The sequence below is a fragment of the Mycobacterium sp. RTGN4 genome (genome assembly GCF_033804635.1).
Classification (GTDB): domain Bacteria; phylum Actinomycetota; class Actinomycetes; order Mycobacteriales; family Mycobacteriaceae; genus Mycobacterium.
Window position 1 is genome coordinate 48,525 of the sequence record NZ_JAPZLB010000009.1, and the last position, 22,097, is coordinate 70,621.

20 protein-coding genes are annotated in these 22,097 nt (G+C 66.6%); 8 read left to right on the forward strand and 12 right to left on the reverse strand.

What is annotated here, in order from left to right:
- The first annotated feature begins 81 nt into the window (after positions 1-81).
- Both SLQ30_RS20020 and SLQ30_RS20025 read left to right on the forward strand, forming a co-directional pair.
- Entirely contained in the window at positions 82-1,575 is a 1,494-nt protein-coding gene (locus SLQ30_RS20020; RefSeq protein ID WP_319448243.1) for a dynamin-like GTPase family protein, read from the forward strand.
- A 64-nt stretch (positions 1,576-1,639) separates the two neighbouring features.
- Complete coding sequence (locus SLQ30_RS20025) at positions 1,640-3,277, forward strand: Hsp70 family protein (RefSeq protein WP_319458331.1); 1,638 nt, start codon at positions 1,640-1,642, stop codon at positions 3,275-3,277.
- Here the strand turns inward: SLQ30_RS20025 and SLQ30_RS20030 are convergent.
- From SLQ30_RS20030 to SLQ30_RS20060, 7 genes are all read right to left on the reverse strand, one after another.
- Positions 3,274-3,729 carry a hypothetical protein gene (locus SLQ30_RS20030; protein ID WP_319448241.1) on the reverse strand — a complete coding sequence of 152 codons (456 nt, stop codon included), beginning with the start codon at positions 3,727-3,729 and terminating at the stop codon, positions 3,274-3,276. The genes SLQ30_RS20025 and SLQ30_RS20030 overlap by 4 nt on opposite strands.
- Positions 3,730-3,768: 39 nt before the next feature.
- Positions 3,769-4,701, reverse strand: coding sequence for an LLM class F420-dependent oxidoreductase (locus tag SLQ30_RS20035; RefSeq protein WP_319448240.1), 933 nt, complete (start codon positions 4,699-4,701; stop codon positions 3,769-3,771).
- 31 nt (positions 4,702-4,732) lie between these two features.
- Entirely contained in the window at positions 4,733-5,356 is a 624-nt protein-coding gene (locus SLQ30_RS20040; protein WP_319448239.1) for a TIGR03085 family metal-binding protein, read from the reverse strand.
- Between the two features lies 1 nt (position 5,357).
- Positions 5,358-5,906, reverse strand: a complete 549-nt coding sequence (locus tag SLQ30_RS20045; RefSeq protein ID WP_319448238.1) for a hypothetical protein — start codon at positions 5,904-5,906, stop codon at positions 5,358-5,360.
- A 71-nt stretch (positions 5,907-5,977) separates the two neighbouring features.
- Complete coding sequence (locus SLQ30_RS20050) at positions 5,978-8,668, reverse strand: ATP-binding protein (RefSeq protein WP_319448237.1); 2,691 nt, start codon at positions 8,666-8,668, stop codon at positions 5,978-5,980.
- A gap of 39 nt (positions 8,669-8,707) precedes the next feature.
- Positions 8,708-10,144 (reverse strand): amidase, encoded by a 1,437-nt coding sequence (locus SLQ30_RS20055; protein ID WP_319448236.1) that lies wholly within the window; start codon positions 10,142-10,144, stop codon positions 8,708-8,710.
- A complete protein-coding gene (locus tag SLQ30_RS20060; protein ID WP_319458334.1) occupies positions 10,141-12,786 on the reverse strand; it encodes an ATP-binding protein in 2,646 nt (881 codons plus the stop codon). The genes SLQ30_RS20055 and SLQ30_RS20060 overlap by 4 nt, the downstream gene beginning before the upstream one ends.
- Positions 12,787-12,912: 126 nt before the next feature.
- On the opposite strand from SLQ30_RS20060, the gene SLQ30_RS20065 reads away from it, so the two are divergent.
- On the forward strand, positions 12,913-13,770 hold the full coding sequence (locus SLQ30_RS20065) for an alpha/beta hydrolase (RefSeq protein ID WP_319448234.1): 858 nt from the start codon (positions 12,913-12,915) through the stop codon (positions 13,768-13,770).
- Between the two features lie 45 nt (positions 13,771-13,815).
- Here the strand turns inward: SLQ30_RS20065 and SLQ30_RS20070 are convergent, their stop codons facing one another.
- Positions 13,816-14,040 carry a hypothetical protein gene (locus tag SLQ30_RS20070; protein WP_319448233.1) on the reverse strand — a complete coding sequence of 75 codons (225 nt, stop codon included), beginning with the start codon at positions 14,038-14,040 and terminating at the stop codon, positions 13,816-13,818.
- Positions 14,041-14,243: 203 nt separating this feature from the next.
- Between SLQ30_RS20070 and SLQ30_RS20075 the strand changes: the two genes are divergently transcribed.
- A complete protein-coding gene (locus SLQ30_RS20075) occupies positions 14,244-15,326 on the forward strand; it encodes a MerR family transcriptional regulator (protein ID WP_319448232.1) in 1,083 nt (360 codons plus the stop codon).
- Between the two features lie 47 nt (positions 15,327-15,373).
- On the opposite strand, the gene SLQ30_RS20080 is transcribed toward SLQ30_RS20075, so the two are convergent.
- The 3 genes from SLQ30_RS20080 to SLQ30_RS20090 form a co-directional block, all read right to left on the reverse strand.
- Complete coding sequence (locus SLQ30_RS20080) at positions 15,374-15,784, reverse strand: PIN domain nuclease (protein WP_319448231.1); 411 nt, start codon at positions 15,782-15,784, stop codon at positions 15,374-15,376.
- Positions 15,781-15,993 carry a type II toxin-antitoxin system VapB family antitoxin gene (locus SLQ30_RS20085; RefSeq protein ID WP_319448230.1) on the reverse strand — a complete coding sequence of 71 codons (213 nt, stop codon included), beginning with the start codon at positions 15,991-15,993 and terminating at the stop codon, positions 15,781-15,783. The genes SLQ30_RS20080 and SLQ30_RS20085 overlap by 4 nt, the downstream gene beginning before the upstream one ends.
- Positions 15,994-16,287: 294 nt before the next feature.
- On the reverse strand, positions 16,288-16,767 hold the full coding sequence (locus tag SLQ30_RS20090) for a DinB family protein (RefSeq protein WP_319448229.1): 480 nt from the start codon (positions 16,765-16,767) through the stop codon (positions 16,288-16,290).
- Positions 16,768-16,985: 218 nt separating this feature from the next.
- On the opposite strand from SLQ30_RS20090, the gene dnaK reads away from it, so the two are divergent.
- The 4 genes from dnaK to SLQ30_RS20110 are packed head-to-tail and all read left to right on the forward strand — an operon-like array spanning position 16,986 to position 21,085.
- Entirely contained in the window at positions 16,986-18,854 is a 1,869-nt protein-coding gene (gene dnaK, locus SLQ30_RS20095; protein WP_319448228.1) for a molecular chaperone DnaK, read from the forward strand.
- Positions 18,851-19,450 (forward strand): nucleotide exchange factor GrpE, encoded by a 600-nt coding sequence (gene grpE, locus SLQ30_RS20100; protein ID WP_319448227.1) that lies wholly within the window; start codon positions 18,851-18,853, stop codon positions 19,448-19,450. The genes dnaK and grpE overlap by 4 nt, the downstream gene beginning before the upstream one ends.
- Positions 19,451-19,491: 41 nt before the next feature.
- Complete coding sequence (gene dnaJ / locus SLQ30_RS20105; protein ID WP_319448226.1) at positions 19,492-20,673, forward strand: molecular chaperone DnaJ; 1,182 nt, start codon at positions 19,492-19,494, stop codon at positions 20,671-20,673.
- Positions 20,674-20,704: 31 nt separating this feature from the next.
- Positions 20,705-21,085: a heat shock protein transcriptional repressor HspR gene (locus SLQ30_RS20110; RefSeq protein WP_319448225.1), complete on the forward strand. Its 381-nt coding sequence runs from the start codon at positions 20,705-20,707 to the stop codon at positions 21,083-21,085.
- Positions 21,086-21,194: 109 nt separating this feature from the next.
- On the opposite strand, the gene SLQ30_RS20115 is transcribed toward SLQ30_RS20110, so the two are convergent.
- The gene (locus tag SLQ30_RS20115; RefSeq protein WP_319448224.1) at positions 21,195-22,097 is read right to left on the reverse strand and encodes an aldose 1-epimerase; all 903 of its coding nucleotides are present in this window, start codon (positions 22,095-22,097) and stop codon (positions 21,195-21,197) included.

A 22,097-nucleotide genomic window follows, 5' to 3' on the forward strand; every position in this document is an offset into this window, starting at 1 on the left:
TTCGGCCGGGCAGCAAACCCCAAGTCGCGGTGCCTAAGCTTGGGAGCCGGTGAACGCCGAGTGGAAGGACTGCGGGTAGCGATGAGCACGAGCGATCACGTGCGCGCAATCCTTGGCGGCACCATCGCGGCCTACCGGGCCGATCCCGCGTATGCGCAGCGCCCCGACGTGCACAACGAACTGGAGCGCATCGAGCAGCGGCTGAACCAGCCGATCCGCATCGCGCTCGCTGGCACCTTGAAGGCGGGCAAGTCCACGTTGGTGAATGCGCTTGTCGGCGAAGACATTGCGCCCACCGACGCCACCGAGGCCACCAGGATCGTGACCTGGTTCCGCAACGGGCCGACGCCCAAGGTGACCGCCAACCACCGTGGCGGGCGACGCTCCAACGTGCCGATGACGCGTGACCCCCACGACCGGGCGCTGAGTTTCGACTTCGCCACGCTGGACCCGGTGGACGTGGTCGACCTCGACGTCGAATGGCCTGCGGCCGAGCTCATCAACACGACGATCATCGACACTCCGGGTACGTCGTCGCTGTCCCGCGACGTATCCGAGCGCACGTTGCGCCTGCTGGTGCCCGAAGACGGGGTGCCGCGCGTCGACGCCGTTGTGTTCCTGCTCCGGACTCTCAACGCGGCGGATATCGCATTGCTCAAGCAGATCGGCGAACTCGTCGGCGGGTCGGCTGGTGCGCTTGGCGTCATCGGCGTCGCGTCGCGGGCAGACGAGATCGGGGCCGGGCGCATCGACGCGATGATGTCGGCCAAGGACGTCGCGAGCCGCTTCACGACCGAGATGTACAAGACGGGTATCTGTCAGGCCGTCGTCCCGGTATCCGGGCTCTTGGCGCTGACGGCCAGAACCCTGCGGCAGAGCGAGTTCGTCGCATTGGAGAAGCTTGCGGGCGTCGACGTCGCCGAACTGACCAAGGCGATGCTGTCCGTCGACAGGTTCGTGCGGGAGGACAGCGCGCTGCCGGTCGACGCCGCCACCAGGGCCGCGCTGCTCGAACGCTTCGGGATGTTCGGGATCCGGATCTCGATTGCGGTGCTGCGGGCCGGGATCAGCGATTCGGTAGCGCTGGCCGACGAGCTACTGGACCGCAGTGGGCTGATCGCCCTGCGGGACGTCATCGATCAACAGTTCGCGCAGCGTTCCGATCTGCTCAAGGCGCATACCGCGTTGCTGTCGTTGCGACGCTTCGTCGAGCTCAACCCCATCTTCGCGACGCCGCACATCGTCGCCGACATCGATCCGCTGCTGGCGGACACCCACGCCTTCGAGGAACTGCGCCTGCTCAGTCAATTGCGTTCGCGCCAAACCACGTTGAACGACGACGAGATGACCTCCCTGCGCAGGCTCATCGGCGGGTCCGGTACCGACGCCGCCAGCAGGCTCGGGCTGCAACCCGACGAACCCCACGACGGCCCGCGCGCGGCGTTCGCGGCGGCGCAGCGATGGCGGCGACGGGCCGACCATCCACTGAACGACCCCTTCACCACGCGGGCCTGCCGAGCCGCCGTGCGTAGCGCGGAAGGCCTGGTCGCCGAGTACGCAGCCTTAGGCCGCTAGCGCTGCTAACGAATCGGGTTCGCGCGGCGACATAGAGAACATGCGTGACTGTCTCGGGTTGTCAGTGGGTGCGACTCATCTCGTCGCCGCCCGCGCCGACGGTAGCGCGACCGTGCGTCCCGCTGCCGTGGCATGGCGCGGTGACGTGCTCAAGGGCTTCGTCGAGCGCATCGGGGACCCGGTTCCGATCGTGGCATCCGACGGTTCCGCGCATTCCGCGCAGCGCCTGCTGAGCCATGCCCTGTCCGACCTCGTCAATGCCGCGGGCGGACCGCGGGAAGGCATGTCGATCGCCATACCCGCGCACTGGCCCGAGCACGTCGTCGCCCGGTTCCGCGCCGTGGCGCCCGACGTCCCGGTGGTCACCGACGCCACCGCGGCCTTGACCGCGCTGCGGGCCAACCCCGGACTGCCCGCACGCGGCGTCGTGATGCTGTGCGACTTCGGCGCCTCCGGCACCAACATCACGCTCGTCGACGCAGGAAGAGCGTTCCAGCCCATCGGGCCGACGACGCGGTACGACGACTTCTCCGGTGAGCTCATCGACAGGTACGTGCTCACTCATCTGCTGGACGACGCCGACGTCGACCCGGCGCGCACGTCGGCCATCGCTTCGCTGACCGGCTTCCGCGAACACTGCCGCACGGCCAAGGAACGGCTGTCGCACCAGACCGCCACGGGGCTGCCCGGCCTGGTGCCCGGCTCGACCGTGCGGCTCACCCGTACCGAGCTCGAGGCGCTTCTGCAAGGGCCGCTCGACGGCCTGCTCGACGCGATAGACGACACGTTGCGCCGGGCCGGCGTGCTGCCGTCCAACCTGGCAGCCGTCGCGACGGTCGGCGGCGGTGCGCGCATTCCGATTGTTACGCAATGGCTTTCGCAAGCACTACGGATGCCAGTGACCACCACGCCGGACGCGCAAACGGTGGCGGCCATCGGGGCGGCGCTCTTGGCAAGTCGGGAACCCGAGTCGGCGACGCGCGTCGTCGCAGCCCCGCAGACCGGGACACTGCTCGCCGCCGCGGTGCCTGCGCTCGCATGGTCCCAGGAGTCCGTCGTCGACGATCCGGTGCTGGAACTCGATTGGCAGGACGAGCAGTGGGCCAGGCCCGAGGTCGAGTACGAACCCCATCAGGACGACGAAGCGGCGCCTACGCTGCCGTGGTACCAAGCGTCCCGCGCTGCTGTTCGCCGGAGCCGCGTGTGCCGTGGTGCTCGCCTCGGTGGGCCTTGTCGTCAGCACCAACACCGATACGGCGAATGCCTCTGCGTCCGCGCCGCTGGCCGCTGCGCCGCCCGCGATGTCCCAGGCTCAGCTGCCGAGTGCGGTCGCGGCGGGCCCGTCGACGGTCGTCACCCAGACGGTCGTCGAGAACGGCGCGCCGAATGTCGTCACCTACACGCGGGCGGCACCGGCTTGGCAGGAGCCCGCGCCGAACGTTCCCGCGCCTGCCCCGCAGGTTCCGCTGCCCGCTCCCGAGGTGCCGCCGCCTGCTCCCGAGGTGCCGCCGCCTGCTCCCGAGACGACGACACCGACTACTACGTCGACGACTCCCACCACTACGTCGACGACGCCCACTACTACGTCGACCAGTACACCCACCTCGACTTCGACTTCGACGCCGACATCAACCTCGACTCCCACGTCGGCAAGTACGACGACGCCGACCACTTCGTCGGAAGCGCCCGCCGAAGGCGCTAATTCGGCCGGGGGATCGTCCGCGTCTCGTTGAACCGGGGCCGCCGGCTGTAGCCGGACTCGTCGCTGCTGCTGCTGGGAGTGCTCCGGCGCGTGGTCGGCAAGTTCGTGTTCGGCGAGGTGTCGGTGGTGGTGGTGGTGGTCGTCGTCGTAGTCGTCGACGACGTATCCCCGGGGTTCAGCTCCGTGGTGACGGGCGGAACGGTGCTCGTGATGGTCTCGCTCGTGGTGGTCGCCGACGTTCGGCTGAATGAGCTCGAACTACCCGGGTCCACGTAGTACGAGGGCGCCTGATCGGGCTCGTTGAACTGGCGGGCGACGGTCGAGATCAGGAAGTAGAGGATGGCGAGCGCAAGGAGCGCCGCAACGCTGGCACCGACCACCGTCGGCGTGTGCTCGTGCCAGGGCGGCTCGGACGAGGTGTCACGCTCGTCGTCGTCACGCACCCTGGTCACGGGCCCGATAGTAACCGTGACGCAAGATCACCCTGCGGGTCACCGCAGTGCAGGGATCACCTCGCTGGCGAAGAACGCGAGGTGGTCGAGGTCGTGCATGTCGAGCAGTTGTAGATACACCCGCTGCACTCCAGCCTCGACGAACGGGCCGAGGTGGTCGACGATTTCCGCGGCGGTGCCCGCGAGCGGTGAGTTGCCGCGAAGCTCGTCGGTTTCCCGGCCGATCGCTTCGGCCCGCCGCGCGACGTCGGCGTCGTCGCGCCCAGCGCACACCACGAAGGCCGCTGAGTACGTCAGCGAATCGGCGGCGCGGCCCGCGTCGGCCACCGCGGCGCCGACGCGCTCGTACTGGGTCTTCAAGACGTCCAGGGGTGCGAAGGGGATGTTGAACTCGGTCGCGAACTTGGCGGTGAGCGCCGGAGTGCGCTTCGGGCCGCCCCCGCCGATGACGATGGGAGGATGCGGCGCCTGCACCGGCTTGGGCAGTGCGGGCGAGTCGACCACGGTGTAGTGCTCGCCCTGGTAGTCGAACGTCTCGCCTGTCGGCGTGGTCCACAGGCCGGTGAGGATGTCGAGTTGTTCACTCAGCCGGTCGAACCGCTCGCCCAACGGGGGAAACGGAATGGCGTAGGCCTTGTGCTCGGCTTCGAACCAGCCGGCGCCGAGGCCCAATTCGACGCGGCCGCCGCTCATCTCGTCGACCTGGGCGACCGAGATCGCCAACGGCCCAGGGAAGCGGAACGTCGCCGAGGTCACCATGGTGCCCAGCCGGATGGTCGACGTCTCGCGGGCGATGCCGCCGAGGGTCACCCAGGAGTCCGTCGGCCCTGGCAGCCCGTCGCCACTCATTGCGACGTAGTGGTCGGACCGGAAGAACGCGGAATACCCCAGTTCCTCGGCGGCCCGTGCGACGGCGAGTTGGTCGCCGTAGGTAGCGCCCTGCTGAGGTTCGACGAATACGCGGAAGTCCATGCCCGCCACCCTAAACCCCGGGTCCGCCAGCCTAAAGCCCGCTTCTGCCAGCCTTCACCGCGGCGATGGCGGCGTCGTCGCCAGTGAACTCCACCCGTGCCTCGTCCCGACCGGAGCTGAACATCAACAATTCGAGCGGTTCCCCGGTAACCACGACGGATTCGCCGCGTCCGGCGGTCGCCAGCGTCTTGCCGTCCGGCGTACGCAGTGAGACTTTGGCCGGAGCCTTGGCGAGCGCCATGCGCGCCATCAACGACACCTGACGGGTCAGCGCCGTCACCGCGTCCTGATCGAGTTCCCGCGGCGCCCAGTCGCTCGCGGCGCGTCGGACGTCCTCATGGTGGATGTACATCTCCGCGACGTTCACGACCGGGTCGAGCAGCTTGAACGGCGACAGCAGGGGCGGACCTGATGCGATCTTGTCGAGCAACACATTCCAGTCATCCGCGGCGGCGACCTGCTCCTGAACCCGTGCGGTGTAACCCGCGAATGCGGGGATCAGAATGCCCGGCGCCGCGTCGATGCGGCGCTCGCGGATCACCAGGTGCGCGGCCAGATCACGGGTGGACCATTCGCCGCACAACGTGGGGTGGTCGGGGCCGACGCCTCGCATGGTCGTGACGAGCGCGGCGCGTTCCTGTTGGGCGATAGTCATTTCAGAAGGGCTCGACTTTCTCGATGCTGACGGACATTCCGTGACCCGTTTTGTCATTGGTGAACCGGGTGCTCGCCTCGGTGGCGATGATGGTCCACCCCTGCGCGGAGTACGTCTGGTAGCCCAGAGCCACCACGGGTGGATCGCCGAGATTGCCGACCAGCCAACGAGTTTTGCCGTCCGCGGTGGTTTCGACGCCATTGGCCTGCTCGCCGCCGACCTTTGGGGCGTTCGTGAAGGCCGCTTCGCAACCCACCGCGGTGACGTCGATTTGGCAGCGGGTCTGGCCGGACTTCGTCTCGATGAACGAGTAGCCATTTTCAGAGGGCAGCACCTGGGCGCCCGGTGGGGTACCGGTCTGCGACGGAGCCGGTGTGGCGGTGGGTGGCGGCGACGACGGCGGTGGTGTCCGAGAGGGCCGCGGTGTCGAAAAGCTGGGCTCGGTCGGGGATCCGGCCTGGGTGGTCGGCGTACCTGGCACGGTGGATTGGCAGCCCGCGAGCAGTGCGCCCACGGCGAGCGCGCATGCGCCGACCTGCAGTGGCTTCATCGGGACCAAGCCTACGCAGCCATCATCGTCGGGTTCAGAATCGCCATGCGCACCATGGTGCGCCACGTCTCTCAACGGCGGTGGAGATCGGCGCTTCGTATTGCTGTCGGGTTGGTGACGTCTGCGCGGGCCTGGTCGATCTGTTCGTAGGCGAAGTTCACCATCTCCGCAGTTGTCATTGCTTCGCCGGCGCCACGAAGTGCTTCGTAGCGCTGCTCGCCGAGCACCTCCCGCAGGTGGACTACCGCCGCTTGGATTTCGGGGACGCTGGTTTCGGCCATGGGGCCAGCCGCGCAGCCTGCGAGCGCGGCCGCCGGCTCGTAGCGCCGAAGCCCGTCGAAGAACGCGGCGAGTGCAGCGAGGGTAGTCCGAACCGTGGGGACCGCGCCCGCATCGTGGAAGAGCCGAACGGCCATGGGGGCGAGCGCGAGCGCGGTCCCCGGGTCGCCGTATCTGGCCTCCGCGCGAAACACACTGTGCGTCAATTGTGATTCGGTGAAGCGGTTGCCGCTGTCCTGTGCGATGGCCAGACCCCGCCGGAGAATTTCTAGTGCACGGAGCGGCTCGGAATCGCCGAAGGCGTACCCGCAGGCGAGTATGGCGAAGGTGACGGCGTAGGGATTGTTGCTCGCTTCGGCGGCCTCGACCATTCCAGCCGCCGCAGCCCTCGCCTCCGCGGAGGAACCGGCGATCGCGAGCGCGAGGACGAGGCTCGCTCTGGCGAGCGCGTGCCTATCTGGACCGCGGCCGAGCTGAATGTGGCACCACTCGTTTAGTCGTTCGGGATGCCCGGAGTACTGGTATGCGGCTCCGAGCCAGCCGTCGGCACAGTACGGCGATTCGTCGCCACCGTGGGCGATCACCAACTGTCCGGCCGCGCAGTAGCGCAGCGCATGCTCGATCCGCCCGGGCAGGCAGCACCGCGCGGCCATCACGTACAGGGAGGCGAGTCGGGGATGGCCGACGTCGCGGGCGGCTTCGATGAGCTCCTCGGCCCACGCGATGGGCTCGAAGTGGTTGACCTCGGTGCCGAGTTCCGACGCCAACGCGGCGATCGGAGCGGCGACGTCGAGGTCGCCGTGGTCGGCCGCCCAGCGGAATGCGCTGCGTAGATTGGCGAGTTCGGTAATGAACCAGTCATACGCCTCCCGCTGGCGCGGGCTGTCCCAGAGCGCGAGCACGTCGGCTTCGCGCGCAGCGAAGTGGGCGGCGTGGGCCGCACGTGTGGCATCCGCCGTGCCATCGGCGACCAGTTCGTCCTCGGCGAACTGGCGAATGGTCTCTAGCATCGAGTAGCGGGTCCGCCCCGCGGCGTAATTGGCCATCAGCAGCGACTTGCGCACCAGTGCGTCGAGTACGTCGAGGACGGCATAGTCGTCGTCGGATTTAGCTACCGTGCAAGCACTTTCGATATCGAATCCGCCTGCAAACACAGAACAACGCTTGAGCAGCACCTGCGCTGCTTCGTCGAGGTGGTCATAGGACCATGCCACGGCGTGGCGAAGCGTTTGATGCCGCTCGAGACTGCGCCGGGATCCGATGAGTAGTCGAAAGCGCTGATCGAGGCGGTCGCGAACCTCGCTCGCCGTCATTGACGACATCCGTGAGGCCGCCAGCTCGATGGCCAGCGGGATTCCGTCCAGACGCCGGCAGATGTCCAGGACTGCGGCGGCGTCGTCGGCCTGCTCGACCGTGAAGTTTGGCGCAACCGTACGGGCTCGTGCGACGAATAGTGCTACCGCGGGCGATTCGCCTCCCTCGCGGACGTCGAGCGTGGGGACCGGCCACGCCTGCTCCTCCGCGAGGCCCAGGCCCTCCCGGCTGGTGGCTAGGATCTTCACGGTCGCCGAATGCGCGAGGATCAGCTCCACCAGATCGGCAGTTGCGTCGATTAGGTGCTCGCAGTTGTCGAAGATCAACAGTCGTTTCCGGCCTTCCAGCGCGGTGGCGACGCTCTCGGCCAGTGTCGTGCCAGGCTGTTGAGAGATTCCAAGCACCGCTGCGACCGCGTCCGGAACGGCAGCGGCATCGCTCACCACTGCAAGTTCGAAAACCCATATGCCATCGGGGAATTCATCAACGAGCGGGGTGGCGACCTCCAATGCGAGCCTGGTCTTTCCGACGCCGCCCACTCCGGTCAAGGTGACCAGCCGTCGTTCCCGCAGCGCTGATGTCACCGAAGCCACCTCTCGCAACCGACCAACGAAGCTGGTGCCGGTCGGACGCAGATTGCCCGGTGTCGAATCAACGGTGCGAAGCGGCGGGAAATCGGTGGCGAGGCCCTCGGCGCGGAGCTGGAACAAGCCGACGGGCGCCGGTAAGTCTCGGAGTCTGCGCGGACCCAGTTCCACTAACTCGACTCCGCTGAGCAAGCTTGCCGTCGAATCGACGAGCAGAATCTGGCCACCGTGTCCGGCGGCCATCGCTCGTGCGGCCCGATTCAGGGCGACGCCGAAATAGTCCTCGCCGCGCAGTTCGGCTTCGCCCGTCGCGATGCCCATGCGGACGGGCAATTGCAGCGCGCGCTGAGCGGCGACGGCTGCGTCGACGGCGGCCCGCGGTGATGCGAAAGCAGCGCACACGCCGTCGCCGGTGTGCTTGAACAACCAACCGCCGTGCGCCTCGATGGCTTTGTGCAGCACTTCGTCGTGGGCGGCCAGCGCCAGGCGCATCTGCGCGGCGTCGGCCTCCCACCGACGTGTCGAACCCTCGATGTCGGTGAAGAGGAACGTCACAACACCCGAAGGCGCCCCCGCAGCCACTCCCGCAGGATGACACAACGCATCACTTCAGGTGGCGGGTCAGACGTTTGGAGTGCGACCGGCCCACGGGTTCGCCTGCTCGAGTTGACTGGCGATGCGGAACAGCACGTCCTCCCGGCCGTAGCCCGCGACCAGTTGCACTCCCACGGGCAAACCGTCGGCGGTCCATTCCAACGGAATGCTGATGGCCGGTTGACCGCTCATGTTGAACGGGGGAGTGAACGGCACGAATTGACCCGCCCGCGCCATGACGGCCATCGGGTTGGCTGGATCGTTGGCGAGCGTGCCGAGTTTGAGCGGGAGTTCGGCCAGCGTCGGCGTAAGCAACAGGTCCCAGCCGTCGTGCCACCACGACTGAATGGCCCGCCGGTGTTGGGCAGCGGCCGCAAGCGCGAGCGCGTAGTCGACCGAGGAGAAGTGTGCGGCGAACTCGGCCTGCACCCGGTTCATCGGTTCGAACTCGTCGTCGGCCAGCGGTCGGCCGAGTTGCGCTTCGAACCTGCGCTGTGACACGCCCATGTTCGCACTCCACAGCGCACCGAAGGCCGCGCCGGCGGCAGTGTCCTCCAACGCCTTTGGCCAGGCTGGCTCGACGATGTGGCCGAGCGACTCGAGCAACGCAGCCACGTTGCGCGCGGCCGTCGTGCACTCCGCATCGACCGGGCCGCCCTGGGGGTGGTGGTCGAGCAGCCCGATACGCAGCCGGCCGGGATCGGCGCCAAGTTCCTCGACGTAGGGTCGCGTCGGGGCGGGCGCGATGACCGTGTCGCCGATTCCGGGCCCACGGGTCGCGTCGAGCAGTACCGCGCTGTCGCGCACCGTGCGGCTAACGCAGTGCTCGACCGACAGCCCGCTCTCGTCGCGCACCGGGCCGAGCGTGATCCTGCCCTGACTCGGCTTGAGGCCGAAGAGCCCGCAGCAGGAGGAGGGAATGCGGATCGACCCACCACCGTCGCTGGCGTGGGCGAATGGGACCATGCCCGCCGCGACGGCCGCCGCCGCGCCACCGCTGGATCCGCCCGGGGTGCGGGTGGTGTCCCACGGATTCCGGGTCGGCCCCCACGCGACGGGCTCGGTGGTCGGGACGCTTCCGAGCTCGGGACTGTTGGTGCGCCCCGCGATGACGAGGCCGGCCGCGCGATGCCGACCGACGAGAGTGGTGTCGGCGTCGGAGACGACCCGCGCGTTCTTGAAGGCGACGTTGCCGTTGCTGATTCGCTGGCCCGCATACGACGCGTAGAGATCCTTGATGAGGAAGGGCACGCCCCGGAACGGGCCGTCGGGGAGCGGGCCGCGGGCGGTCTCGCGCGCGTGGTCGAACCAACGGATCACGACGGCGTTCAGCTTCGGGTCGAACTGTTCTATGCGTTCGATCGCGGCCTCGAGCAGTTCGGTTGGTGACACCTCGCCTGCGGCGACCAGTGCGGCCTGGGCGACGGCATCCATCCAGCGCGTCTGATCGGCGAGAGTGCTCACTTGTGCTCCAATTCTGTTCTAGCCTGGTCGATTTGGTGGTAGGCGTAGTTCACTATGGCGGAAGTAGTCATGGATTCGCCATTTCGGGCCAGTGACTCGTACGCGACGTCGCCGAGCACCTCGCGCAGGTGGACGACCGTGGCGGCGAGCTCGGGAAATCCAGCCGTGGCCATGGGTCCGACGGCAAAGCCAGTGATGGTGGCAGCAGGTTCGTGGCGACCGATTCGGTCCAGAAAGCCTGCGAGCAGAGCCAAAGGGCTGCGGATTGTGGCGGTATTACCCGAGTCGTGAAGGTTTTGGATCACGATGTGGACGTATTCGAGCACTGCAAGGGGATCGCCGTATTTGGCCTCGATGCGAATCAGACCGGCCGCAAGGTGTGTTTCTGAGAAACGACTCCCGCTTTCTCGTGCGACCGCCAGACCCCGACGAAAGGCACCCACTGCAGCAGGGGGGTCGGCGTCGGAGAACGCGAGCCCGTACGCGAGGAGCGCAATCGCCAGTGCGTCGGGATTACCGGTAGCTTCGGCCGCCGCGATCAGCCCGTCCGCCGTCGCCATTGCCTCCCCGGCTGACCCGGTGATCGCGAGCACGGTGACGAGTTGGGACCGGAGAAAGGTATGTGTGTCGCGATTGTGCGCCAGCTGGGCCTGGCACCATTCGATGTTGCGTTCGAGATGCCCGGTGGCGGTGTACACGCTGGTCACCATGCCCTCGATGCCAAACGGGACCTCGCCGCCCTTTCCGATCGCGATCTGCCCCTCCTCGCTGTAAACAACCGCCGCATCGACGCGCCCGACCACCCAGCACATCGACGCGATCAAAAGCAGGTAGGCGAGCCGAGGATGATGAACGGTTTCGGCGGGCTCAACGAGCTCCTCAGCCCAGGCGAGCGGCTCGTAGTTCTCTACGCAGTAGCCCAGGAGTCCCGCGTAGGTCGCGATGGGGGCGGCGTCGTCCAGCTCACCGCGGTCCGCGGCCCACCGAAAGGCACTGCGCAAGTTGGCCACCTCGACCGCAAACCATTCGTAGGCGTGGAGTTGCGACGGGCTGTCCCACAACGTCATGACGTCGGCTTCCCGCCCGGCGTAGAAGCGGGCATGTGCGGTCCTGGCCTCGTCCGCACCGTCGTGGACTACGAGTTGCTCCTCGGCGAACTGGCGGATGGTTTCCAGCATCGAGAATCGTGTTCTGCCGGTCAGCCGATCGGCCACGATCAGCGACTTGCGCACCAGGGCGTCGAGAATGTTGAGGATGGGGAACTCGTCTCCATCGTCGGCAGAGCGCGTAACCGCGCGAGCGCCGTCGAGATCGAATCCGCCCGCGAACACCGAACACCGTTCCAGCAGCGCCTTCTCCGAATCGTCGAGCAGGTCATAGGACCACGTCACCGCATGGCGCAGCGTCTGGTGCCGTTCCAGGCCGCGGCGTGATCCGACGAGCAGTTGAAAGCGTTGATCGAGACGGTCCCGCACCTCGGTCGGTGTCATGGACGCCATGCGTGATGCTGCCAGTTCGATTGCGAGCGGGATCCCGTCGAGTCGGCGGCAAATCTCGACGACGGCCTCGGCTTCGGCATCGGTGTCCATCGAGAAGTTCTGCGCCAGGCTCCTAGCGCGTTCAGCGAACAATTGCACTGCAGCGGAGTCGGTTCCCGCGTCGACGCTCAGTGAAGGGACCGATCCGACTTGTTCGTCGGCGACCCCGAGCGGCTCGCGGCTGGTGGCCAGGATTCTGACGGTTGCCGATTGCGCGAGAATTGCCTCGATCAGATCCGCGGCCGCGTCGAGCACGTGTTCGCAATTGTCGAACATCAGCAATCTGACGCGGCCTTCAAGCGACGTGGCCACGCTCTTGGTCAGATTCATGCCGACCTGTTGAGTGATGCCAAGCACCGCAGCCACCGCGTCCGGAACCGTGGCCGGATCGTTCACTGCTGCGAGTTCGAAAAGCCAGACGCCGTCTAGGAATTCGTCGGCGAGATGGTTGGCGACCTCGATCGCGAGCCGAGTCTTGCCGACCCCGCCGACACCGGTGAGCGTGACCAGTCGGTGCGCACGCAGTGAGCCAACGACCCGTGCGACGTCGGACGCCCTTCCGACGAGGCTGGTCGCGGCGGGCCGCAGGTTCCCCTGCGACGCATCTACCGATCGCAGCGGTGGGAACTCGGTGGCGAGGCCGTCGGCTCGGACCTGAAATAGCTCAATCGGCGTGGGCACGTCCCGTAGGCGGCGCGGCCCGAGCGCCATCAAGTCGATCCCGCTGAGCAGACCAGCGGTGGAGTCGGCGACCAAGATCTGGCCACCGTGCCCAGCGCCCATCGCCCGCGCGGCGCGGTTGAGTACCGGGCCGAAGTAGTCCTCGCCGCGTAGTTCTGCCTCACCGGTCGCGATGCCCATGCGGACGGGTAGTTGCAAGGCGCGCTGCGCGGCGACTGCGGCATCGACCGCGGAACGCGGCGAGGCGAACGCGGCAAGCACTCCGTCACCGGTGTGCTTGAACATCCATCCGTCGTGGGCCTCGATGGCCTTGCGCAGCACGTGGTCGTGTTCGGCAAGTGCGTTGCGCATCGCGTCGGCATCGGCCTCCCACCGACCCGTCGAACCTTCGATGTCGGTGAACAGGAACGTCACAACCCCCATGGGCGCATCCGGTGTGGACACCTCCGCAGGATGGCACAACGGGATCGGTTCACGTCCGGACATCGCGCGATCCGACAGACCATGGTTCCAACGGGGCCCCGGCTCCCTCCGCCTACCATTGCGCCCATGACTTGGGAGCCCAACCGGCGGACGGTGCTCCAGCTGATGGGCGGTCTGGTGGCCATGACGGGCTGCTCGCGGCTGGCCTCCTCGCCCAAGGCCCAGGCCGACCAAAGTGCACCGATGAGATACACCTACGGCCCGCATCCCAGCCAGTACGCGGAGCTTTCGCTGCCCGAAGGGACGGGACGGTTGCCGGTAGTGGTGGTGATCCACGGCGGGTATTGGCGGGTGGGCTACGGCGCCGAGTTGGGCAGGCCGTTGGCCGCAGACCTGGTGAGCCAGGGCTTCGCGGCGCTCAACGTCGAATACCGCAGGGTCGGCGACGGAGGCGGATGGCCAAAGACCGGAGACGACGTGGCCAACGCCGTGGACGCCCTGCGCGCTGATGGCCAAAGCCTGGCTGGTGGCCGGCTCGACCTCGGTCACGTTGTCGGACTGGGGCATTCGGCAGGCGGGCAACTCGCTGGGTGGCTGGCGTCGCGTCGTTCGGCGCCCGTCCGGATGTCCGGCGCGGTGCTGCAGGCCGGTCTGCTCGACTTGGTGCTTGGTGCGGCCGAGGGGCTCGGCGGCGGCGCCGTGGACGAGTTCCTCGGCGGCAGCCCAGACCAGCGACCCGAGGAATATGCGCAGGCGTCACCCATTGCCTTGGTTCCGTTCGGGATTCCGACGGTGTGCATACACGGCACCGCCGACACAGTGATACCGATCGAACAGTCCCAGCGCTTCGTGGCGGCGGCGCAGCAGGCGGGCGACAACTCCGACCTGCGCACGTTCGATGGCGGCCACAACGACCTCATCACGGTCGGGACCCCGGCGTGGGACCTGAGCGTGGACGCGGTACGTCGGCTGACGGGGGCGTGAAGAAGGCCCTGACCCCCAGGGCAGGGCCTTCTTGGTTCGTGGGGGCTAGCGCTGATTCAGGCCGGCTAGGTGCTGCGGGCCGTGGTGGTTGTGCCAGCCGGGCTGCTGGGTGGGGGCGGGCTTGGCGTAGGTGCCGGGGCTGTAGGAGTAGCCCGGGCCACTCGGTTCCGTTGCGGCGGCGTTGGCCGTGACGGCCAGCCCGACTGCGGCGGCGCCGATGAGGCACGCGGATAGCAGCCAGAGGGCCAAGAATCTGGTCACGTTCTTCATTGCTTCAATCCTTCTGTGTACGTTGGTGTTTCGTTTCTCGGCCGGTGTATTCCGGCGATGAGATAACTATGTCGCGAATCCAGGAGCGCGTCTGTCGGGCGACCGGCCCAGGCATCGGGTGAATCCGATGTCCACCGATTGGGGGACGCCTGCGCGGCAGCTCGCGCGGTGACGTTCTTGACTTTGTCCTATGGGCAGAGTTCATGCTCTCCGACGTGGACGGATTGTTGAGTATTGGAGAGTTCTCTGCCCGGTGCGGCCTGTCAGCGAAGATGCTTCGGTCGTACGCCGCCGCTGGCCTGCTGAAGCCTGCGGCGGTCGATCATTTCTCGGGTTATCGGTATTACTCGGCCGGTCAGCTGCGCCAGGCCCATCTCATCGCGTTGTTGCGTCAGGCCGGGATCGCGGTGACGGACATCGCAGAGTTTGTCGACCAACCGGACCTGGATGTGGTGGATCGCTGGGAACGCGAGGTGGCCACTGATTCGATAGCGCGGCGCAACGCGCTGGCTCAGGCCCGAACTGCGTTGGCGGAGCACGACGGCTGCCCAACACCTCCGTTCACGCACTCAACGAAAGGATCTGGGATGAATATGAACGCTGCGAGTGGGGTCGCTACCGCCGTAGGCATCCGCGATGTGAACCAGGATGGTGCGCTGGTCGGCGAGGATCTGTTCGCTGTGGCAGACGGTTTTGGGCGGGGCGGCGAGCTTGCCAGTCAGGTGGCGTTGGAGACGCTGCGCGCCGGCTTTTCCGCCGACCGCAGCGTCGCCGGGTTGCTCGCGGCATGCCAAGAGGCCAATCGGGCGGTGTGGCTGCAGGCGGATACTCAGGACGAGGGCGCAACGATGGGCACGACCTTGACGGCGCTGGCGATCACTTCTGATGTTGGTGTTGTCGTTGTGCACGTAGGGGATTCACGACTGTACCGGGCTCGACGCGGGCGGCTCGATCAGCTGACGATCGACCACACCGTCGTTGATGACCTGATGCGCGCCGGTGAACTCAGCGAAGAAGAGGCGAAGGGCCATCCTCATCGCCAGATCCTCCTGCGAGCGCTAGGCGTAGCTCCCACGGTCGACCTCGACTACGCCGGAGTTTCTTGCCAGCCTGGTGACCGCTTGCTGCTCTGCACTGACGGCCTGTTCCGAACTCTTGTCGTCGATGAGCTGGTAGCCGCGTTGAGACCCGACCTCGAACCTCAGCAATCCGCTGACGATTTGGTGTCCGCTGCAGTCGAACACAGCGCACAGGACAACGTCACCGCGGTCATCCTCGACGTCTGACGCGCCGTCGGTGGCGCCCCTCCGTCGGATTCAGCAGCGCCGCAGGGTCAAGCGCGAAGCGATGCCTCATCCAGTTCGATCCCGATTACCTGGGCGACGCGGAACATGTCAGCGTCCCAGGCGAGCAGCGCGAGGGCGCGGCGATACGCCACCGCGGCGATCATGCAGTCGACCATCCCGCGGGGGGTAACGCCTGCGCTTCGACACCGACGGTAGATCGTCGTGGCGGCATCGAAGTCGCTGACCGCATCGAAGTGCGCCAGTCCGAACCGCAGGAGCATGCGCCGCAGATCCTGCTCCCGCGCATCGTTACGGGCCCCGGCTAGTACCTCCATCAGAACTGGCTCGGTGACCATCAGCGCCCCGTCGGTGGCGATCAGCTCGGCAATGCGTTGGTCGGCGGTGCTGCCCGTGGCGCGGTCATACTCGACCCACGCAGAGGTATCGGCCAGGATCACGCGGTGCCACGGGGAGCGACGTCGGCTGGAACCTCATCGATTGCGCACGTACCACGCATCGCCAGTGCCTGCTCACGCGTCATCGGCTGGCCCGCCAGATGCCGCAGCGCAAGGTCAACGGCCTCGGTCTTCGTGTGGACCCCGTAACGATCCTTTATCGCCTCAACGTAGACGTCTTCAATCTCGATGTTCGTGCGAACCTTCGCCATACACGTATCGTACACCCAACGTGTAGAGAAGGTGTACGCGGAACGCACGATCTTGACCGCCCAGCCGATGGCAACCGCGAGTTCGTGACAGTCGCCCGCGCCAGACACTTTGGTGTGATCTGACCGCACCTGGGTGCTCGATGTGTTTGGGCCGTTGCTCGCGGACCGTGCCCCGGCGGAACGGGACGAGGTGACCGACCTCCTTGTCGTGGCTATCGACGTCTATACGTGGTCGGTGGCAGGGTGAGCAGAACGCTCACGCGATCGGGCGCGAAATCGGGCTTGGTTTAGACCTCAGACGGCGATCAGCTGTTCGCGCAGGATGTCGGCGTGCCCGCAGTGATGGGCCAGCTCGCGCAGGACTTGCAAGTACACCCAGCGCAGCGTGCGCGGTCCAGCCTCGTGACCGGTGACGACAACGTCCAGCGACAGGTCGGCGACCGACGCCCGGGCCGTCGTGCAGGCCGCTCGGTGGGCTGCAGTCGCAGAGGCGATGGTGTCGTCGTCGGCCAGCTGGAAGGACTCCTCCACGCTCTGCACCAGGCCGAGCTCCCGGCGGGACGTGCCGCCGACGCACTGCTCAAACCACACCCGCTGCATCCATGTGACGTGCTTGAGCAACCCGAGCAACGTCGTCGCCGATGGGACGAGTCGGCGACGGGCTTGCTCCTCGGTGAGGCCGTCGAGCGTTAGCTCGAGGACTCTCCGGTACTCCTCGACGAATGCCTCGAGCTGAGTGCGTTCCTCGTCAAGTGGCACATCGAACGAGCCCATCAAAATCTCCCATCGTGCCGCAGGCGATCGGCCGACAACTTATGCGGATTCCTACACTCGTGAACGCACGGGAACAAATCCCACACACCCCCCGTTGACCACTTCGACAACTTGAGTGAGCTTGACTCAAGTCTGGGTTGACTTAATGGGTCCGCCACAGCAGACTTGAGCCCGGTCCACTCAGACCCATCCAAAACGTCTATCAGGAGGCAGTAAACATGGCTCGTGCGGTCGGTATCGACCTCGGGACCACCAACTCCGTGGTCGCAGTTCTCGAGGGTGGCGACCCAGTGGTCGTCGCCAACTCAGAGGGCTCGCGCACCACGCCGTCGGTCGTCGCATTCGCGCGCAACGGCGAGGTGTTGGTCGGCCAACCCGCCAAGAACCAGGCGGTTACCAACGTCGATCGCACCATTCGGTCCGTCAAGCGTCACATCGGCACCGACTGGTCCGTCGACATCGAAGACAAGAGTTACACCGCTCAGGAGATCAGCGCCCGCATCCTTCAGAAGCTGAAGCGCGACGCAGAGGCCTACCTGGGTGAGGACATCACCGACGCGGTCATCACCGTGCCGGCGTACTTCAACAACGCCCAGCGCCAGGCCACCGAAGAGGCCGGCAAGATCGCCGGACTCAACGTGCTGCGCATCGTCAACGAGCCCACCGCGGCCGCCCTGGCCTACGGGCTGGACAAGGCCGACAAGGAACAGACCATCCTGGTCTTCGACCTCGGTGGCGGCACGTTCGACGTCTCGCTGCTCGAGCTCGACGAAGAGCACGGAATCGTCCAGGTCCGCGCGACCTCCGGTGACAACCACCTCGGTGGCGACGACTGGGACGAGCGGGTCGTGACGTGGCTCGTCGACAAGTTCAAGGCGAGCCAAGGCATCGACCTGACCAAGGACAAGATGGCCATGCAGCGCCTCCGCGAGGCGGCTGAGAAGGCCAAGATCGAACTGAGCTCGAGCCAGAGCACCTCGATCAACTTGCCCTACATCACCGTCGACGCGGACAAGAACCCGCTGTTCCTCGATGAGCAGTTGACTCGCGCAGAGTTCCAGAAGATCACTCAGGACCTGCTCGATCGCACCCGCAAGCCGTTCCAGTCGGTCATCTCCGACGCGGGCATCTCGGTCGGCGACATCGACCACGTGGTGCTGGTGGGTGGTTCCACCCGCATGCCCGCGGTGTCGGAGCTGGTCAAGGAACTCACCGGCGGCAAGGAGCCCAACAAGGGCGTCAACCCCGACGAGGTCGTCGCCGTCGGCGCGGCCCTGCAAGCCGGCGTGCTCAAGGGCGAGGTCAAGGACGTCCTACTGCTGGACGTCACCCCGCTGAGCCTTGGCATCGAAACCAAGGGCGAGGTCATGACCAAGCTCATCGAACGCAACACCACGATCCCGATCAAGAAGACCGAGACGTTCACCACGGCCGACGACAACCAGCCGTCGGTGCAGATCAAGGTGTATCAGGGTGAGCGTGAGATCGCCTCGCACAACAAGCTGCTCGGCGACTTCGAATTGACCGACATTCCGCCCGCCCCGCGTGGGGTGCCGCAGATCGAGGTCACCTTCGACATCAACGCCGACGGCATCGTCCACGTCACCGCTCGCGACAAGGGCACCGGCAAGGAGAACACGATCAAGATCCAGGAGGGCTCAGGCCTTTCCCCGGAGGAGATCGACCGGATGATCAAGGACGCCGAGGCGCACGCCGACGAAGATCGCAAGCGGCGCGAAGAGGCCGACGTTCGCAACCAGGCCGAATCGCTGGTCTACCAGACGGAGAAGTTCGTCAAGGAGCAGCGCGAAGCCGAGGGTGGCTCAAAGGTCCCCGAAGACACGTTGACCAAGGTCGACGGCGCCATCGCGGAAGCCAAGACCGCGCTCGAGGGCAATGAGATCAGCGCCATCAAGGCGGCCATGGAGAAGCTCGGAAACGAGTCCCAGGCGCTCGGCCAGGCGATCTACGAAGCCGCACAGGCTGAGCAGGCCGCTGGTGGGGGAGCCGGTGGTTCCGCTACCCAGGATGACGACAACGTGGTCGACGCGGAGGTCGTCGAAGAAGACGACGAGGAGCGCAAGTGACCGATCGCGATGAGCACGAGCCGGTGACCATCACCGACAAACGGCGCGTCGATCCGATCACCGGCGAAGTTCGGGAGTCCGGGCCGGCCCCAAGTGGGCCGGCGCCGGACGGCCCCGAGCCCGCGGCGGAATCCGACGAAGCGGCCGAGCTCAAGGAAATGCTGCAACGGGTCAAGGCGGAGTACGACAACTATCGCAAGCGGTCCGTTCGTCAGGAGCAGGCCGCGGCCGATCGGGCCAAGGCGGCCGTGGCCGTCCAGCTGCTGCCCGTGCTCGACGATCTTGATCGCGCACGCAGCCATGGCGACCTCGAGGCCGGCCCGTTGAAGTCGGTGGCCGACAAGCTCGCCGGCGCGCTCGAGGCCATCGGGTTAGTGGCGTTCGGTGTCGAAGGTGACCCCTTCGACCCGTCGTTGCACGAGGCCGTACAACATGAGGGCGACGGCTCCAATCCGGCGCTCGGCACGGTGATGCGCCAGGGCTACAAGCTTGGCGACCAGGTATTGCGTCACGCGATGGTCGGCGTCGTCGACTCGGTCGAGGTGGCCGACACGATCGAGAATCCCGGCGACGCAAGTGATGAGCACGCAGAATAAAACGAGTAACGACGAGCGCACGACGAAGGAGGTGACGCAGCATGGCTCAACGCGAATGGGTTGAGAAGGACTTCTACAAGGTGCTCGGCGTCTCCTCCGAGGCCACCGCCAGTGAAATCAAGAGCGCCTACCGCAAGTTGGCTGGCGAACTGCATCCCGACCGGAATCCGAACAATCCAGAGGCCGAGGAACGGTACAAGTCCGTCACCGAAGCCAAGGAAGTGTTGCTGGACGCCGCCAAACGCAAGGAGTACGACGAGACCCGTCGACTCTTCGCCAACGGCGGGTTCGGGCGGCGCCCCAGCGGTGGCGGGAACTTCGGCGGCTTCGGCGGTTACGGTTCCGACGGCGCCGAATTCAACCTCGGCGACCTCTTCGACGCGGCTCCCCAGACCGGTGGAGCCAATATCGGCGACCTGTTCGGCGGACTGTTCGGACGTGGCGCCCAACAGCCGCGGCCCAGCCGGCCCCGACGGGGCAACGACCTCGAGACCGAAACGGAACTCTCGTTCCTGGAGGCCACCAAGGGCGTCGCGATGCCGTTGCGGCTGACCAGCCCGGCGCCGTGTACCAACTGCCATGGCAGTGGCGCGCGGCCGGGCACCAGCCCACGGGTCTGCGCGACGTGCAACGGGTCGGGCGCCGTCAGTCGCAACCAGGGTGCGTTCGGGTTCTCCGAACCGTGCACCGACTGCCGTGGCACGGGCTCGATCATCGATGAGCCATGCCAAGAGTGCGGCGGCAAGGGCGCGACGACCAGAACCCGCACCATCAACGTGCGGATCCCACCTGGCGTCGAGGACAACCAGCGCATCCGGCTTGCCGGACAGGGCGAGGCCGGCCTGCGGGGCGCCCCTTCGGGCGACCTGTACGTGACCGTGCACGTGCGAGCGGACAAGGTCTTCGGCCGCGACGGCGACGACCTGACCGTCACCGTTCCCGTCAGCTTCTACGAACTGGCTTTGGGCACAACGCTTTCCGTGCCAACGCTGGAGGGCAAGGTCGGCGTCCGCGTGCCCAAGGGTACGTCCGACGGCCGCATCCTGCGGGTGCGTGGACGCGGCGTGCCGAAGCGCGCAGGCGGTCACGGCGACCTGTTGGTCACCGTGAAGGTCGCGGTTCCGCCGAACCTTGAAGGCGAAGCGGCCGAGGCACTGGAGGCCTACGCGAAGGCGGAGCGGGCAAGCGGGTTCGACCCGCGTGCCAACTGGGCGGGGCACTGATGAGCGCTTGCGCGAAGAAGCGATGGCACTGATGGCCAGGGGTAGCGAGGATGCCAGAACCTTCCTGATCTCGGTGGCCGCCGAGTTGGCAGGCATGCACGCCCAGACGCTGCGTACCTACGACCGGCTCGGCTTGGTCAGCCCGCAGCGCAGTTCGGGCGGCGGCAGGCGGTACTCGCAGCATGACGTCGACCTCTTACGCGAGGTGCAACGCCTGTCCCAGGACGAGGGCGTCAACCTCGCGGGGATCAAGCGCATCATCGAGCTCACCAATCAGGTCGAGGCGTTGCAGGCCAGGCTCGTCGAGCTGGCCGGCGAGGTAGACCGGCTGCGCACCACTCAACGCCGCGACCTCGCGGTGGTGCCCAAGAGCACGGCGCTGGTCGTGTGGCAGCCACGGAAACCTCGATAGTTAGCGGCTAGGTGCATGTGGCCCTCCCCCTGATACCCATGCACCTAGCCGTTACTTTGGACGCTAACGCACTGCGGCACGTCGAGATATCGGGTGTTTCCCTACGAAATCACGTGACCGTGATGGAGAAGCGCGACGTTTCGGGCTTGCCGGCAACGGCGTAGCGATAGTCGCCACGGCGTAGGGCATCCGTCGGCGCCGCCATGGGTTCGAAGCAGACGACGTCGTCACTGCGGGGCGCGAACACCTGCGCGGCGGGATAACCCTTCTCGAACTTGACCTCGACGCGCCGATCACCGCCGGCGAGCACGAACACCGAACCGTCCGGCACCTTGTCGAATCCGTCGTCGTACGTGACGTCCTTCAGCGGTTCGGTGGCGCCAGTCCATTCTTCGTGTGCCCCGGTCGGGATGCCCCAGTTATCGACTGGCAGGTGGCGCATGTTCGGCGTGGTGATGACCCACTCCTCGCGCGGCACGCCAGGGATCACGACATACGGGTGGTAGCCGAAGCACAGCGGCACCGACGCCGCGGTGGTCGGCATGACCGTCGTCTCGATGGTGAGCTTCCGGTCGGAGAGCGTGATCTCCTGGGTCAGTACGTGTGGGAACGGGAAAGACGCCAGCAGGCGCGGCCTGCCGCCGTAGTCCAGCACTGCCGTCAACGTGTTGTCCGTGCGGGCGGTGACCAGCCAGCCCGGGTACGCCGCGAGCACGCCGTGGATGGGCACGCCGTGTTCGTCGGTGCGCACACCACCCGTGCCCGGGGTCAGCGTTACGACGGCGCCATTGATGCCGTACTTGCTGGCGCTCAACCGATTTGCCCACGGATAGAGAATCGGGATGCCCATGGTCTTGCCCGCGTTCACATAGGCGTCGAGGCCACGGCGCTGGCCGAGGAACTCAGCGCCGTCGTCGGCCAAGGACGTGCCGATCATGCCGGCGGTTGGCACGAACGTAGCGGTCAACGATGACGACGGGTCCTTCAGCGTGACGGCTTCGAGCTCGGGCAT